Origin of the sequence: Megamonas funiformis (assembly GCF_010669225.1) — a bacterium.
Classification (GTDB): Bacteria; Bacillota; Negativicutes; order Selenomonadales; family Selenomonadaceae; genus Megamonas; species Megamonas funiformis.
Window position 1 is genome coordinate 475,359 of sequence record NZ_CP048627.1, and the last position, 17,268, is coordinate 492,626.

The 17,268-nt window shown below is 31.5% G+C and carries 13 protein-coding genes; 10 read left to right on the top strand and 3 right to left on the bottom strand.

Features of this window, described 5'->3' with window-relative positions:
- The first annotated feature begins 18 nt into the window (after positions 1-18).
- The 7 genes from GXM21_RS02390 (at position 19) to GXM21_RS02425 (ending at position 10,371) form a co-directional block, all read left to right on the top strand.
- Complete coding sequence (locus tag GXM21_RS02390; protein WP_008538786.1) at positions 19-1,659, top strand: DUF4127 family protein; 1,641 nt, start codon at positions 19-21, stop codon at positions 1,657-1,659.
- Between the two features lie 101 nt (positions 1,660-1,760).
- Positions 1,761-3,398, top strand: coding sequence for a DUF4127 family protein (locus tag GXM21_RS02395; protein ID WP_008538785.1), 1,638 nt, complete (start codon positions 1,761-1,763; stop codon positions 3,396-3,398).
- 121 nt (positions 3,399-3,519) lie between these two features.
- The gene (locus GXM21_RS02400) at positions 3,520-3,894 is read left to right on the top strand and encodes a YkvA family protein (protein ID WP_008538784.1); all 375 of its coding nucleotides are present in this window, start codon (positions 3,520-3,522) and stop codon (positions 3,892-3,894) included.
- 25 nt (positions 3,895-3,919) lie between these two features.
- On the top strand, positions 3,920-6,292 hold the full coding sequence (locus GXM21_RS02405; protein ID WP_008538783.1) for a DNA topoisomerase 3: 2,373 nt from the start codon (positions 3,920-3,922) through the stop codon (positions 6,290-6,292).
- 237 nt (positions 6,293-6,529) lie between these two features.
- Positions 6,530-7,852, top strand: coding sequence for a hemolysin family protein (locus GXM21_RS02410; protein ID WP_008538782.1), 1,323 nt, complete (start codon positions 6,530-6,532; stop codon positions 7,850-7,852).
- Positions 7,853-7,949: 97 nt separating this feature from the next.
- Positions 7,950-8,912 (top strand): 6-phosphofructokinase, encoded by a 963-nt coding sequence (gene pfkA / locus GXM21_RS02415; RefSeq protein ID WP_008538781.1) that lies wholly within the window; start codon positions 7,950-7,952, stop codon positions 8,910-8,912.
- A gap of 98 nt (positions 8,913-9,010) precedes the next feature.
- Positions 9,011-10,371, top strand: a protein-coding gene (locus tag GXM21_RS02425) for an IS3 family transposase (protein WP_370762767.1) whose coding sequence is annotated in 2 segments (ribosomal slippage) — positions 9,011-9,511 and positions 9,514-10,371 — 1,359 coding nt in all. Because the reading frame shifts where the segments join, the coding sequence is not laid out codon by codon here.
- Between the two features lie 55 nt (positions 10,372-10,426).
- Here the strand turns inward: GXM21_RS02425 and GXM21_RS02430 are convergent.
- From GXM21_RS02430 to nhaA, 3 genes are all read right to left on the bottom strand, one after another.
- Positions 10,427-11,170: a tRNA threonylcarbamoyladenosine dehydratase gene (locus GXM21_RS02430; protein ID WP_008538778.1), complete on the bottom strand. Its 744-nt coding sequence runs from the start codon at positions 11,168-11,170 to the stop codon at positions 10,427-10,429.
- 93 nt (positions 11,171-11,263) lie between these two features.
- Positions 11,264-12,421, bottom strand: coding sequence for a cell division protein FtsZ (gene ftsZ / locus GXM21_RS02435; protein WP_008538777.1), 1,158 nt, complete (start codon positions 12,419-12,421; stop codon positions 11,264-11,266).
- Positions 12,422-12,472: 51 nt separating this feature from the next.
- Positions 12,473-13,675, bottom strand: a complete 1,203-nt coding sequence (nhaA, locus tag GXM21_RS02440) for a Na+/H+ antiporter NhaA (RefSeq protein WP_008538775.1) — start codon at positions 13,673-13,675, stop codon at positions 12,473-12,475.
- Between the two features lie 206 nt (positions 13,676-13,881).
- On the opposite strand from nhaA, the gene GXM21_RS02445 reads away from it, so the two are divergent.
- The 3 genes from GXM21_RS02445 (at position 13,882) to GXM21_RS02455 (ending at position 17,242) form a co-directional block, all read left to right on the top strand.
- A complete protein-coding gene (locus GXM21_RS02445; RefSeq protein WP_008538772.1) occupies positions 13,882-14,526 on the top strand; it encodes an amino acid ABC transporter permease in 645 nt (214 codons plus the stop codon).
- A gap of 8 nt (positions 14,527-14,534) precedes the next feature.
- The gene (locus tag GXM21_RS02450; RefSeq protein WP_008538770.1) at positions 14,535-15,635 is read left to right on the top strand and encodes an N-acetylmuramoyl-L-alanine amidase; all 1,101 of its coding nucleotides are present in this window, start codon (positions 14,535-14,537) and stop codon (positions 15,633-15,635) included.
- A gap of 341 nt (positions 15,636-15,976) precedes the next feature.
- Entirely contained in the window at positions 15,977-17,242 is a 1,266-nt protein-coding gene (locus GXM21_RS02455) for an NAD(P)/FAD-dependent oxidoreductase (RefSeq protein WP_008538769.1), read from the top strand.
- Positions 17,243-17,268 lie beyond the last annotated feature (26 nt).

Sequence of the window (17,268 nt, forward strand, 5' to 3'; positions counted from 1 at the left end):
AGTGGAGAGGTGTAAACTTTGTATTCTAGGAGTTGGAAAAAACTAGTTTTAGGAATTTGTTTAGTTGTTTGTTTAGTAAATATTTTTAATGTAGAAAAAGTATTTGCTAAAGATGAGAAAAAAGTAATTTTGTATGTGCCTCAAGATGATAGACCGATATCTTCCGATCAAACAGCACAAGTAATCCGTTCTATGGGTTATACTGTAGAGATGCCACCAAAAGATTTATTAGGTGATAGAGATAAAGCTGGCAGACCAGAAGAAATTAATCGTTGGTTAGTGGAAAATGGTGGTAAAGATAAAGTAGCAGTAATATCTTCTGATGCTATGATTTATGGAAGCTTAGTAGCTTCAAGAAAACATCATATACCAAAAGATTTATTGTTAAGACGTGTAAAAAATATAGAAAAGTTGCATGATACGCACCCTAAAATGCCTATATATGTATTTTCTTCTATTATGAGAACGCCAAAAGATGGAGCTTCTTCAGGAACAGAAGAGCCAGAATACTATGTAAAATATGGACAAGCTATAGCTAATTATACAAAAATTGATAATGCCGATATTTCAGGATTAAATGAAAGTTATCAAGTAACTCTAAGAGAAGGCGTACCAGAGGCTGCTTTAAAAGACTGGCTTTCCCGTCGCAGAACAAATGTGGAAGTCAATAAAAAATTGATAAATTTAGTTAAAAATAATGATGTAGTGTATATGGCAACAGGAAAAGATGATAATTCTAAATTATCGCAGACTCATAGAGAAAGTAATGAGTTGAGAGAATATGCAAATAGTTTAGGATTAAAAAATAATCGCTTTCAAGTTTTAACTGGTTTAGATGAAGTTGGGCTTTTAGTTTTAACTAGAGCTGTTAATGAATTAGAAAATTATAAGCCATATGTTTATATAAAATATGCTTCTGGTTATGGCGGAGCAACTGTGCCAACATATTCAGATGAGTCTATAGATAATACACTTACAAGTCAAATAACGGCTATCGGTGGTATTAGAACATATGATTTGAAAAAAGCTAATTTAGTAATGTTTATAAATACTAATCGCAGTGGCTGGACATATGATGCTAATACTCCAGTAAATACGCTTCAACCAAGATATAATACAATGGATTTTGTTGAAGATATAGAAAGCTTTGTCAATGCAGGCTATCATGTGGCTGTAGGTGATATTGCTTTTGCTAATGGAGCAGACAATGCTTTGATGAAACAATTACAAGATAGAGATTTATTAGATAAATTATATGGATATGCTGGTTGGAATACAGCGACTAATAGCACTGGTTTTGCATTAGGCATGGGAATTGTAGGCAATCAGATAAGCCAAGATAAGCGCAATGAATTATTATTGACTAGATATTTAGATGATTGGGTATATCAAGCAAATGTTCGTCAAAGTGTAAACTCTTATTTAAACTTATTGCCAGGTAGTGGTGATTATTTAACTATAGGAGATACAAAAAGACCATATATTGAAGAATATGGTACAAAATTAATGCGTTCTTTTGTAAGTGATAATTTAAATTTATTTAATGAAGCAGTAAATGTTTCGATAACAATGCCATGGAATAGAATTTTTGAAGCTAATTTCGATGTTTCTGGTAATAAATTAAATGAAACAGTATTGAAAAAGCATTTAAAATATTAAATGAAAAAGCCTGCATATTATTTTGCAGGCTTTTCTAGTATGATTGAAATTATGATATAATTTATTATGATTAAGATATTTATAATTAATGAGGTGATAAAGTGCAGTTTAAATATTTAAAACAACTATTATGTCTTTTTTTGATGATGATAGTAGTTTATGTACCGAATGTTGTTTTTGCTAGTTTAAATAAAACTATTATTTTTGTACCCCATGATAATAGACCGATTTCTTTTAAGCAGACAGCGGATAATATTCGTGATTTAGGATATGAAGTATTGACACCACCAGAAGAACTCTTAGGTAATAGAGAAAATCCTTATGCAAAACCAGAAGAGTTATCTAAATGGGTGATAGAAAATGCAAAAAAAGCTGATGCAGCAGTAATATCTTCAGACTCTATGATTTATGGTAGTCTTGTTGCTTCAAGAAAACATAATTTAAGTGAAGATGTTGTTTTAGCTAGAGTGCATAATTTTGAAAAGATACATCAAGCAAATCCAAATATGAAATTATATGTATTTGGCTCAATTATGAGAACACCTCAAACAAGTGAAGCGTCAGGTAGTGAAGATGCAAATTATTATGCTCAATATGGTACAGATATTGCGCGTTATACTGCATTGACTGATAAATTAGAACAAGATGGACTAACACATAAAGAAAGAAAACAGTTAAAACAATATGAACAAAAAATACCAAAAGCAGCTCTAGATGATTGGCTTTCTCGTAGACAAGGTAATTTTTTAGTAAGTAAGAATTTAATTGATTTAGCTAGAAATGATGTGATTACTTATTTAGCATTAGGTTGTGATGATAATGCTAAATATTCACAGACCAATAAAGAACGTCGCGCCCTTGATAATTATGGCAGTGATTTAGGTGAATTGAAATATCAATCAGTAGCTGGAATTGATGAAATTGGTTATGTTTTATTGACTAGAGCAGTGAATAATTTACAAGGTGATATTCCATTTGTAAGTGTTCATTATGCTAAAGGTACAGGAGAAAATACGATACCAGCATATTCTAATGAACCAATTAAAAATTCTATAGCGACTCATATCAAAATGGCTGGCGGTATGAAAGTCAATAGCGATAAAAGAGCAGATTTAGTATTCATGGTTAATACTAATTTTGACGGCACAACAGGTGCTGCTAATGATTTAAATAATGTATATATACCAAATGAAAATATCATAGATTTTGTCAATATGGTCGATGAAGCTGTACAGGCTAATAAAAAAGTAGGTATTGGCGATATCACATTTGGCAATGGTTCTGATAATGCTTTAATGTTTAGTTTATATGGTAAGAATTTATTAGATAAATTAAATGCTTATTCAGGTTGGAATACACCTACAAATAGTACTGGTTATGCTTTGGCTATGGGCATGGGAGCAAATTATACAGATAGAGTGGGCATTTTAAAAATGCTTGAAGTCCGTTATTTAGATGATTGGCTCTATCAAGCAAATATCAGACAAGCTGTAGCGAATAGATTAAATTCCATGCCTGGTGAAGGCGATTATGGTAATACAAAAACTAGAACTTTACCAGCAGAAAAATTAGCTACAGAAGCTTTACAGAAAATGATAGCTGATTATGGCTTAGAAAAATTTGAAGGTCAATCTTATGTGGCTGATGCGCAAATAAGATTTCCATGGCAACGTATGTTTGAAGCAGATATAGTTTTTCCTGAAGAAAAAGTATCTGTAGAAGAAAAAATAGAAAAATAAATTATAGTTCACATAAAGCTCTATATTAAGTATAATAATTAATATTTAATATAGAGTTTTTATTTTATAGATGATATTTTGATTTAATTTATAAGTTTATTTTTATTAAGGAGAATTTTAAATGTTTACACGAATTATATCGTTTATCAGTTCAAGTAGAAGAGATATTTTAATTTTATTTACAGCTTTATTTAATAGAAATACACCAAAGATGATAAAGACAATGACAATTATAGCGTTTTTATATCTTATAAGTCCTATTGATTTTTTACCAGATATGATACCGGGACTGGGATTATTAGATGATGCAGTAGTTGTGCCGGGAATTTTATATGCAATGCTTCAGATGTTACCTGCTTCTGTTAGAGCAAAATCAGAAGCACAGGCAGATTATTTAGGGCCGAAAATGCCTTGGCTTTTAGCTATTTGTGGAATTTTTCTCATAGCATGGACTATATTTGTTTTTGTAGCGATTTATAATTTTATTTTTAATTAATTCAAGTAATTTAGGAGATGAAATTATGCGTTTATATATAGCTGAGAAACCAAGTATGGGAGCAGAGATTGCAAAATGTTTGACAGGTCCTGTGCAAAGAAAAGATGGATATTTAATAACTAAAGATGGAATTGTAACATGGGCTTTTGGTCATATTTTGCGTCAAGCTGAGCCAGAAGAATACAATGCTAAATATAAAAATTGGAAAGCTGAAGATTTACCGATTATACCAAAACAGTGGAAAATGATTATAGATGAGTCTTGCAAAAAGCAATTTGGTATTATTAAAAATCTTATTGATAAAGCTGATGAAATAGTTCATGCAGGCGACCCTGATAGAGAAGGGCAATTATTGATTGATGAAGTTTTAGATTATTTAAATTGTCAAAAACCTGTAAAGCGAATTTTATTAAATGCTTTAGATGAAGAAAGTATAAAAAAAGCTAATAAAGATTTGCGAGATAATCGAGATTTTTTGAATTTAAAAAAATCTGCTTTAGCTAGAGCAAGAGCAGATTGGCTTATCGGTATGAATTTGTCTAGGGCATATACTTTAGCAGCAAGGAGAGCTGGGAAAAAAGGTGTATTTGCTGTAGGTAGAGTAAAAACACCGACACTTGCTTTAGTTGTCCGCAGAGAACGCGAATTAAAAGATTTTAAACCAGTTGATTATTTCACGATAAAGGCAATATTTGCTAATGAAAATGGTGAATTTAGTGCCACATGGAAGCCTAAAGATACACAGGCGGGACTAGATTTTGAAAATCGTTTAATTGATGAAAATATAGCTAAAGCTTTAATCGGTAAATTTGCTCAAAAAACAGAAGCAGGAAAAATAACAGCTTATCAAAAAGCACAGAAAAAAGAAGTACAAAGATTGCCATTTTCTTTATCTAGTTTGCAAGTTTTGGCAGGTAAAAAATATGGATATGACCCGCAATTAGTATTAGATACTGCACAAAAATTATATGAGAAAAAATTGACGACATATCCACGTTCTGATTGTGAATATTTACCACAAAGCCAGTTTAGTGATGCTAAAATTATTTTGCAGAATTTATATAATATCAATGAAAAGCAATTGGCTAATTGGGCAAAAAAATGTGATTTAAAAACGAAAAGTAGAGCATGGAATGATAAAAAAATTACAGCGCATCATGCGATTATTCCAACAAAGGTAAAGGTCAATTTAATGAGTTTGACCATAGAAGAAAGAAATATTTACTTTTTAATAGCTCAAGCATATATAGCACAATTTTATCCAGTTCATATTTATGACCAGACTAAAATCAGCATAGAATATATGCAAGAATTGTTTGTAACAAGTGGTAGAGTCGTAAAACAGATGGGGTGGAAAGAATTATATGTGCAAAATAATAAAGAAAAATCTTTAAATGAAGACGATAAAAAAGAAGATAATGAAGAAAAAGAAGAACAAAATTCATTGCCACTTATGAAAAAAGGTGATGAAGTAGAATATGTAAAAGGCGAATATGATAAAAAATCTACAAAACCACCAACTCGCTTTACAAGTTCGACACTGCTTGCAGGTATGAAAGATATTCATAAATATGTAAAAGATGTAGAAGTTAAGAAAAAATTAAAAGATATTTATGGTATTGGCACAGAAGCGACAAGAGCAACTATTATCGAAGATTTAGTAAAGAGAAATTTTTTACAACTTGAAGGTAAAAAGAAATATTTAGTGCCAACACAGTCGGCATATATTTTAATTGATGCACTGCCAGATGAAATGACATATCCAGACTCTACAGCTGTTTGGGAAGATTATCTTCATTCTTTATCTGAAGGTCAGGGAACAATTGAAGAATTTTTAGCTAAACAGGCAGAATTTACGCAGAATTTATGTATTAAAGCAACAAAGACAGTTTTGGTACAAGAGCATGAATATAAATGCCCTAGATGTAATCAAGGTATTTTAGTAAAACGCAAAGGTAAAAATGGTGAGTTTTGGGGCTGTTCTAACTTTCCTAATTGTCGTATGACTTGTAATGATGTAGATGGCAAGCCAGATATAGAAAAAACAAAATTTAAATTCAATAATTATCGACAAATGAGTTATAATAATAGTGATAAAAATTATATAAAATCTGGGCAAAATGAGATATTTCAGCAAGATAATCAATTGATTTCAGCTTGGGATTTAATCGCTAGAGAAAATACGAAAAAGATGAATTTTGCTCCTAAAGAAAAATTTTCAGCAATGCCTATAGAGAAAAATAAAAATACTAAAGCTACATCAAAATATTTATGTACACGTTGTAAAGAAGGCAATTTACGTAGAATTCGCGGTAAAAATGGTTGGTTTTGGGCATGCTCAAATTATCCTCATTGTACAGCTACTTATGATGATAATAATGGAATTCCTGTGATATAGAAAGCTCAAAATACGTTGAACTAGTATATGAATTTTTAAATCTATTTAAAGAATTTTTATTAACTATACTAAAATGTAAATTAAAAGTAAGTACAACGTAAAAATATTCAGATAAAGAAAAAGTTGAAAAATAACTTATGATTTTATATAATTATACTAGATTTAAATTTATACAATATAGGAGGTGAATTACCTGTTTCAATGTTAGTATAAATAGTTGATACAGGTAATTAATTATTGGAGCTAATTGAAGTTCTGTTGAAATTAATTTTAGTAGTATTTTTAGTGTTTATGAATGGTTTTTTCGTAGCAGCGGAATTTGCCCTTGTAAAAATTCGTTCTTCTCGTTTGGAAACGCTTTTACAAGAAGGTAATACACGAGCTAAATATGCCAAAAAGCTCACAGACCATTTAGATGCATCTTTATCAGTAACACAGTTAGGGATAACACTTGCATCCCTTGGTTTAGGTTGGGTTGGTGAGCCAGCTGTTGCAGCTTTATTAGTACCTGTTGTGCAGTTCTTTGGCTTTGGCGAAGATTTTGCTCATTCTATAGCACTTGTGGTAGGTTTCTCTCTCATTACAGCAATGCATATCATTTTAGGTGAATTAGCACCAAAATCTATGGCTATTCAAAAAGCAGAAACTGTAACGCTTAATATTTCTATACCAATGCTTATTTTCCACAAGATTATGTGGCCGGCTGTATGGATTTTAAACCATGTAGCTAACTGGGTAATAATTCGCCTTGGTTTTGAAGTGGCAAGTGAAGGTGAAGAAGCTCATAGTGAAGAAGAAATTCGCTTGTTGATGGAAGAAAGTCATAAACATGGATATATTGATAAAACAGAATTGACTTTTGTAGATAATGTATTTGATTTATCTAATCTTACAGTTAGAGAGATTATGATCCCTCGAACAGATATGATTTGTCTGTATTTAGAAGACTCTTTTGATGAAAATGTAAAAAAAGCGTTGACTGAACAGATGACAAGATATCCTGTTTGTATTGAAGATAAAGATAATATAGTAGGATTTTTGCATATAAAAGATTTATTAAATCCATTATATGCGCGCAAAAATATTGATATTAGGTCATTATTAAGAGAAGTTACTGTCGTACCAGAATCTATGCCAGTGCGTAATTTGTTAAAACTTATGCAAGGAAAACGTTTACAATTAGCTATTGTTGTAGATGAATATGGCGGTACAGCTGGTATGGTTACTTTAGAAGACATTGTTGAGGAAATTGTTGGTGAAATTCAAGATGAATTTGATGAAGAAAGACCAACAGTAGAAAAACGTACAGAGAAATTATATTCCCTTGATGCGAAAATGTTACTTGATGATGTAAATGAAATGTTTGGCACTAATATTGAAGAAGAAAATATAGATACTATCGGTGGTTGGCTTTCTACGCAGGTAGATACTCCTCCACGTGTAGGTCAAAAAGCTAACTTTGGCGATGATGAATTCTTTGTCGAAGAAGTAGATAGAGTTCGTATTACGCGCGTATTAGTAAAATTAAATCATACTGTAGATGGAAATACAGATATTTAAAAAGTTGTGAATATGTTTATATTTTAGTATAAGCATTTCTATATAGTTAATAATATGCATTATATTGTATATCAAAGAAGAAAAGGGGTAATTTGATATGTTAAAATCTATTGCAATCATGACTAGTGGTGGAGATAGCCCAGGAATGAATGCTGCAGCTCGTGCGGTAGTTCGTACAGCTCTTTATGAAGGAGTAAAAGTATTTGGTATCTATGATGGATACAAAGGTATGCTTGAAGATCGTATAGTAGAATTAAATTCTCAAAGCGTTAGTGATATTATCCAACGTGGTGGTACTTTCTTAGGTACAGCTCGTTGCCCAGAATTCAAACAAGAAGAAACTCGTAAAGAAGCTCTTAAAATTCTTCAAAGGCATGGCATTGAAGGTTTAGTTATTATCGGTGGTGATGGTAGCTTAACTGGTGGTTCTTTATTAAGCGATTTAGGTATGCCAATCGTTGGTCTTCCTGGTACTATCGATAATGATGTTTGGGGTTCTGATTATACTATCGGTGCTGATACTGCATTAAACACTATCTTAGATGCAATCAATAAACTTCGTGATACAGCATCTGCTCATCGTCGTATCATCGTTCTTGAAGTTATGGGTCGTAAATGTGGCTGGCTTGCTATGATGGCAGGTATCGCTGGTGGTGCAGAATATGTTCTTGTTCCAGAAGTTAAATATGACCTTAACAAAATTTGTGATGAACTCAAAACATCTTATGACAATGGTCGCCGTTATAGCATCGTTGTTGTTGCTGAAGGTGTAGGCAGTGCTGTAGATATCGGTAAAGAAATCGGTGAAAAAACTGGTATCGATACTCGTGTAACTGTATTAGGTCACGTTCAACGTGGTGGTTCTCCAACAGCTGAAGACCGTGTAAAAGCTAGTATGTTAGGTGAAAAAGCTGCTTTAGCACTTCTCAATGGTCAGTCTAATATTGTATTTGGTATCAACGAAGGTAAAGTTGTAGCTATTGACCTTCATGATTCTGTAAATAACAACAAAACATTAGACCCAGAATTAGTACGCTTAGCACGTGTATTATCTAAATAATAATTTAGGTTAAAAATAAAAGCATTAAAGTTTGGATTAATTCTGAACTGCACCCCAAAAGTTGGACAAAAAACAACTTTTGGAGGTGCAGTTTTTTTATGACTAAATACTCAAATGAATTTAAAGTTAAAGCAATTAAAATGGTTTTAAAAGGAAATTCTATTTCTCATGTAGCTAAAATTCTAAACATGCCAGATATAGCTCCTCTTTGCAGATGGATATCTCATTATGAACATGGTGGTATTCCACAACTTCTTCATAAAAATCGTAAATATACTCCTATCTTTAAGCAAAAAGTTATTGAATATAAATGGCTACATCATTTATCATTAAATCAAACAGCAGCCAAATTTTCCATTCCTAATACTGGTACAATTTCTACATGGGAAAAGTTGTATCATTCTTATGGCTTTTCTGGCTTACTTGCTAAGAAACGAGGTAGACCATCTATGAAAAAATCTAAATCTAAATACAAAGTTAACAAACCTAAAAAAGAACTTTCTTATGTTGAAAAATTGGAACAAGAAGTTTATCAATTAAGGATGGAAAATGACCTATTAAAAAAGTGGCATGCCTTAATGAAGCAATGGGAAAAGGAAGGAAGACACTAGTTTTAGTAATTGCTAAATTAAGGAAAAAATATACTCTAAAAGCCCTATTAAACTATACAAAATTAGCTAAAAGCACATATTATGATGCATTAAAAAAATTATCTAGAGAAGATAAATATAAAGGATTAAAAACATTAATTCATAATATTTGTAATAAAAATCATGGAAGATATGGATATAGAAGAGTAACTATGCAGCTGCATAAACAAGGAATAAAAATCAATCATAAAGTAGTTATGAGATTGATGAAAGAAGAAAATTTAACATGCAAAGTAAGAGCAAAGAAATACAAATCGTATAGAGGGCAAGAAGGAAAAATAGCTAAAAATATATTAAATAGAAATTTCAAAGCAGAAAAACCAAACGAAAAATGGGCAACAGATGTAACAGAATTTGCATTATGTAATGAAAAAATATACTTATCACCAATAATAGATTTATATAACGGAGAAATAATAAGTTATAAAATATCGAAAAGACCAATACTAAAGCAAGTATTAGATATGGTAGAAGATGCAACAAGAAAGATAAAAGAAACAAAAGGGATAATTCTACACTCAGACCAAGGATGGCAGTATCAAAATAAGAGGTATCAGAAGTTATTAAAAGAAAAAGGCATTATCCAAAGCATGAGCCGAAAAGGCAATTGCTTAGATAATGCCGTAATAGAAAATTTCTTTGGTTTGCTAAAAAGCGAAGTATTCTATTTAAAAAAATTCAAATCCGTTGAAGATTTTATAAAAGAGTTAAAATCTTATATAAAATATTATAATACAAAACGGATAAAGATAAAACTAAAAGGACTTAGTCCTGTAGAATACAGAATTAAGTTTCAATTAGTAGCCTAATTAATATGTCCAATATTTTGGGTGCATATCATTCCAGCTTTAATGCTTTTTTATTTTATCTATTTATTTGACAAATATCTTTGACGATTTCTCCTGCAATCATTAAGCCTGCGATTGGTGGCACAAAAGAAATACTTCCTAAAGGCTGTTTACGAGTAGAAGCAGGACTATTATCTTTAGAGGTATTTTCTTTAAAATTTACAGTATAATTAGTAAAGGGTTCCTCTGTAGAATAAAGGACTTTTAATTTTTTTATACCTTGTTGTTTTAATGTTTTGCGCATAATGCGAGCAAGAGGACAAGTATGTGTTTTATAGATATCTGTAATTACGAATTTTTGTGGGTCTAATTTATTGGCAGTGCCCATAGAACTCATAATTGGCAGATTGTGTTTATTGGCATTTACAATTAAATTAATTTTAGCTTTTACATCATCTACAGCATCAACAATGTAGGTATAATCGTCATCCCAATTGAAAAAATTGCTTTCAGGTGTATATAATTTTTCTATAGTTGTAACTTTTGCTTGCGGATTGATAGATAGTATGCGCTCTTTCATCATTAATGTTTTTTTCTGACCAATAGTTGTTTCAAGAGCATGTATTTGACGATTGATATTAGTTAGTGATATATCATCGCTATCAATTAAAATGAATTCACCAATACCACAGCGAGCTAATCCTTCTGCCACATAAGAGCCTACGCCACCAATGCCAAAGATGGCAATTTTACTTTGGGCTAATTTAGACATATTTTCTTCGCCTAATAATAATTCTGTACGGCTAAAACGGTTTAACATAGATTTCTCCTCATTAATAGATAAAATGCACTAAACAGATTAATTTCAATTTGATTAGTCTATTTAGTGCATTTAGTTTTGATAAAGTAAATTTTATTTTATATCGTTTTTAAAGTTGAAAAATGGAAATGCTGAAAAGCTACTTTTTTTATTGTCTTTTTCTTTATTCATGAAATCTGGTAATTTTAAACTATCATCTGTTTTTGGCTTAACAGTATTATCAGTTGTAGCTTTAGTTGCAGTATCTTTATTTTCTGTAGAAGCTTTTTCTTCATTTGGTGAAGCATTATCAGAAAAATCAGTAGCAATGATAGTAACACGAACTTTGTCGCCTAAATTATCATTGATTACTGTTCCTAAAATAATATTTACATCTGGATGAGTATGTTCATTGATGAATTTACTAGCTTCATTTACTTCATACAAGGATAAAGAAGAATTACCACTGATATTTAAAATAATACCACGAGCACTAGATAAACTTCTTTCTACTAAAGGACTACTAATAGCTTCTTTTACAGCATCTACAGCACTTTCACTGCTTTCACCAATACCCAAGAGTGCATCAGGATGATCACTTTGCTGGAAGATGGATTTTACATCGGCAAAGTCAACATTGATAACGCCTACTGTTAAAATCAATTCAGTTACACAGCGTATACCTTGGCGAAGTACCATATCAGCCATGCGGAAAGCATTTAAAAGTGTTAATTTAGTGCTTGTTTTGATTTTTAATAAATTATCATTGTGAACAGTGATTAATGCGTCCATATAAGGCATTAATTCTTTGATAGAAGCTTCAGCTAATTTTTGTTTACGTGCTCCTTCAAAAGTAAAAGGTACAGTTACTACGCCGACTGATAAGATATTCATATCGTGGGCAATTTTAGCGATTACAGGTAATGCACCAGTACCAGTACCAGCACCAAGTCCTGCTGTTAAAAAGACCATATCAGCACCTTTTAATGCTTGTTTAATCACTTCAGCATCATTTTCGGCTGCTTCATGACCTAAGTTAGCATTACCACCACAACCAAGACCTTTAGTTAAAGTTGTACCTATTTGAATTTTTGTAATATTATCGCTTGTTAAAGATTTTAACTGTTTGTGGTCGGTATTAACTGCAATTAAGTCTAAATCTAAATCAGTGTTTTCGGCAATACGTTTTACTACGTTATTACCACCACCACCAACACCAATTATTTTTATATTAACAATTGCATTTTTTATTCCATTGGTTATTTCACACAATAAGGGCACCTTCTTAATAGAATTTATATTATTAATAGCTTACCATAATATTTAGGCTTTGAATAGTTTAGAAGTTTTAAATATAATTACCCCTAAAATACCAGATAATACGGAAGCACATAAAATACTGATTTTGGCACTAGCAAGGTAAGAGGCATTGTCAAATGCCAAAGATGCGATAAATAAGGACATAGTGAAACCTATACCGCCTAAAGAACCAGCACCAATTAATTGAGTAGTTTTAGCGCCTTCTGGCATTTTAGCAAAACCTAATTTAAATAAAATGAAAGCTGCACCGCAAATACCTAGAGGCTTACCAATACAAAGACCTAAGATGATACCGATACCAATAGGAGAAAGAATATCAGAAATACCGCCTTCAACAGTAACACCAGCATTTGCTAGAGCAAAAATAGGCATGATAGCATAAGCTGACCATGGTTCAAGTTTATGTTCTAGTTTGTGGAGTAAAGAATTTTCATGGTTTTTATTATCAGCAGGAATTAACATACCTAAACATACGCCAGCGATTGTAGGGTGAATACCTGCATTTAAGAAGGCAACCCAAGCGATTAAACCTACTAATAAATAAGGAAGGAAATTTCTACAATTTAAGCGATTGAGAATAAAAGCACCTAAAAGTGCAACTAAACCAATACCTAAAGCAGCAAAAGATATATTAGAATTATAGAAAATAGCAATAACAATAATAGCACCTAAGTCGTCAACAATAGCTAAAGCTGTGAGGAAAATGGCAATACTGCGAGGTGCACCACTAGCAGCGATTGCTAAGATACCTAAGGAAAAGGCGATATCTGTAGCCATAGGAATTCCCCAACCAGAAACAGTATCTTGTCCCATATTTACAAGATAATATAAAATCGCTGGAACAATCATACCACCAATAGCCGCACTTATAGGTAAGATGGTGGCAGATAAAGATTTTAATTCACCAAAGAGAAATTCACGTTTGATTTCAAGACCGATAACAAAGAAGAAAATTGCCATGAGTCCATCATTAATCCAATAAAGTATAGTTAAATCTAAATGCCATTTGGCTGGACCTAATGGCATTTGTGTATTTAAAACTTCATTGTAGAAAGTGGATAAACTCGTATTAGCTAGCACTAATGCTAATATAGCAAAAAGTAAAAGTATTATACCACTAGAAGCTTCATGACGAAAGAATGTCATAAAAGGGGAAGTAAGTAATTCAACATTGCTTTTTACTACATTATTAATTTTTTTTCTCAATAAAATAACCTCTTTTCTTTTTAATATTAATATTATTAATTTATTTACTAAAAATTTGCCTATATAGATTATACATTTTTTTATATAAGTAAGGCAAATATATTTTGAGATAATAATAATTAATCTTTGTATTTTATGTATCTTTGTTGTAAAATAACTATACTGGGATTTTAATGAGCAAGTAAGTTTTGGAGTTGATAAATTTTATGGATAACCTTTTAAGAATAGTATTACCGATGTTAGAAGGGTCACAGGTAACACTACAGATTTTCTTTATTACTTTGGTATTATCGGTGCCGTTAGGTATGCTATTTTCTTTAGCTAGATTATCATCAATAAAACCAATAAGATATTTGACAGAGGTATATATTTGGTTAATGCGTGGTACACCACTTATGTTACAATTATTATTTGTCTACTTTGCATTGCCAATGATTGGAATTCGTTTGCCTGATATAGCAGCTGCATTATTAGCATTTTCTTTGAACTATGCAGCGTATTTTGCTGAAATTTTTAGAGCGGGGATTCAATCTGTCGATAAGGGTCAATATGAAGCTGCTAAAGCTTTAGGTATGAATTATCCACAAATGATGAGACATGTTATTTTGCCACAGGTAATACGCATAGTATTGCCACCTGTAAGTAATGAAACTATAAATTTAGTGAAAGATACTTCACTTATTTACATCTTGGCTATGAATGATTTACTAAGAGTAGCTCGTTCTATAGTACAAAGAGAATTTGATATGACACCGTTTTTAGTAGCAGCTATTTTTTATTTATTTATGACATTTATATTAACATGGGGCTTCAAAAAATTAGAAGCGAAATATAATATTAGTACGAGGTAAAATACGTAATGAGAAAAAGTTTATATATTTTTTCCTTAGTATGTCTTTTTACTTTGCTTTGTATGCAAAGTATGGTTTTTGCAGCTAGCGAAACGGCTACAATAAAGAATTTAAGAATTAGTAATAATAGCGATAAAGTTCGTATTGTAGTTGATGCTGATAAAGAAGTAGATTATCAATCATTTGCATTATCTTCACCTGATAGAGTAGTTATAGATTTAAATGATGCTGCTTTGGCTAAGAATATAGAAAAAGAAGTAGATATCAATAGTAAATATGCTAGCAAAGTAAGAGTTGCACAATTTAAAGATAATGTAGTAAGAGTTGTTGTAGAAACTGATGTAAAAAAATCTGGTTATGATATTTTTGGTATTGTAGGTGGAGAAACACCTTATAGAGTAGCAATGGATTTTGGTAACATTAGTTATGCTGCAATAGGCTCTACTACAGGAAGTTCTACAAGTAGCAGTAGCAATGATACTAGCTATAGAGTTAATGAAGATTTTGATATTGATAAAAATGCAAAATCCGTGTTAAAAGGTAAGAGAATTACTATTGACCCAGGTCATGGTGGCAGTGATTCTGGAGCAATTGGACCAACTGGAGTACGTGAAAAAGACCCAACTTTACGTATTGGCTTAAATCTAGCAGAAATGTTAAAACAATCTGGAGCAAAAGTATATATAACAAGAAAAACAGATACAGATGTTGCTCCACAGCCTGCAACCGATGTGGAAGAATTGCAAGCGCGTGTAGATGTAGGAAATAAAACAAATTCAGATATATTTGTAAGTATACATTTAGATTCCTTTACATCGCCATCAGCTCAAGGTACTACAGGTTATTATTATGTAAATGGTAGTAGCAATAGTGAACGACTTGCTAGATATATAAAAGAGGGCGTTATTGAGCAAATAGGAACATATGATAGAGGTACAAAAACAAGTAATTTCTATGTGGTTAAACATACCCAGATGCCAGCTACATTATTAGAAGTTGCCTTTGTTTCTAACCCAAAAGAAGAAGCCATTTTAAAATCAGATGATGGTGTAAAAAAATCAGCTAAAGGTATTTTTAATGGTATTGTAAGATATTTTAGCGAATTATAAGAAGCAAGCCTTTTCTTAGATATATTGAGAAAAGGCTTGTTTTATTTTAGAAAATATAAAATAAATTTCAAGAATAGAGCAGAAAAATCATATCCTATAACAAAAATGAAATAAAACATTCTTATTGTAAAAATATTATAAAATATTTTGAATTTAACTTGACAAATTTACAATAAAAGGTTATTGTATAAGTCATAGAGATAAATATATTATTTTGTTGTATACAAAAAGTGAATTTATTCACAAATATTATTTTTTATTTCGTTTTATTTGGGGTATATTTTAGGGGTATTGTGAAGAATTTCACAAATAATGATTAGAATTTTGGGGGAGATTTAATAATGCCTAGAAAAAATCAGGGAACAAGACCACATGTTGTTATTCTTGGAGCAGGTTTTGGTGGAATTAAAGCTGCAAAATTATTAGCAGACAAAGATGTAGATGTTACTATTGTTGATAAACATAACTATCATTTATTCCAACCGCTATTATATCAAGTATCGACATCTATTTTATCTGAAGATGAAATTTCTTATCCAATTCGTGCATTTTTCCAGAAAAATGAAAACATCGATTTCTTTATGGCAGAAGCTACAGGATTTGATCCTGCAAATAAAATTGTAAAAACTAGTCATGGGGATATCAGCTATGATTATTTAATTATTGCTACAGGTGCTACTACAAATTATTTTGGTATGAAATCTGTAGAAGAACATTCTTATCCAATGAAAACTTTACGCGAAAGCACATTACTTCGCAATCATCTTATTCGTACATTTGAACGTGCTTCTCGTGTAGAAAATGATAAAGATTTGAAAAAAGCACTTATGACAATTATGATTGTTGGTGGCGGCCCTACTGGCGTTGAAGAAGCAGGTGCTATTTCTGAACTTGTATATAAATGCATGAAAAAAGATTATCATAATCTTAATATGAATGATGTTGATATTAAATTAATCGAAGCTACTGATAAACTTTTACCAATGATGCCAGAAGCTCTTCGCAATAATACAGTAGATGTATTAAGAGGTAAAAAAGTAGATGTTCGTTTAAATACTCAAGTTAGAGATTATGATGGCGAATATATCACATTAAAATGTGGTGAAAAAGAAGAAAAAATTAGAACTCGTACTGTAATTTGGGCAGCAGGCGTTAAAGCTCAGCCAGTTGTAGCAACTCTTGGTGCTGAAGTTGACCGTGCAGGCCGTGTAATTGTAGAAAAAACAACACAGGTAAAAGGATTCCCAGATATTTATGCTATTGGTGATAGCGCTCATTTTGAACAAGATGGTCGTCCACTTCCAACAATTGCACCAGCTGCATATGAAGCTGCAGAAACTACAGTAAAAAATATTATGCATGCTATTAAAGGTGAAGAACAAGAAACTTTCGTTTACAAAGATTTAGGTAGCATGGCAACAATCGGTGCAGGTGACGCTGTAATGTTCAAAGGCGTTATGAAATCTAAAGGTTTATTTGCATGGATTGCTTGGATGGCAGTACATGTATTGAGACTTGCTGGTCCATTAACAAACTGCACAGTTATCTTTAAATGGGTTATGAACTACTTCTTCGGTGTTCGTATGGCTCGTATTGTAAGAGACTAATATATATTAAAAATACTTCTGATTGT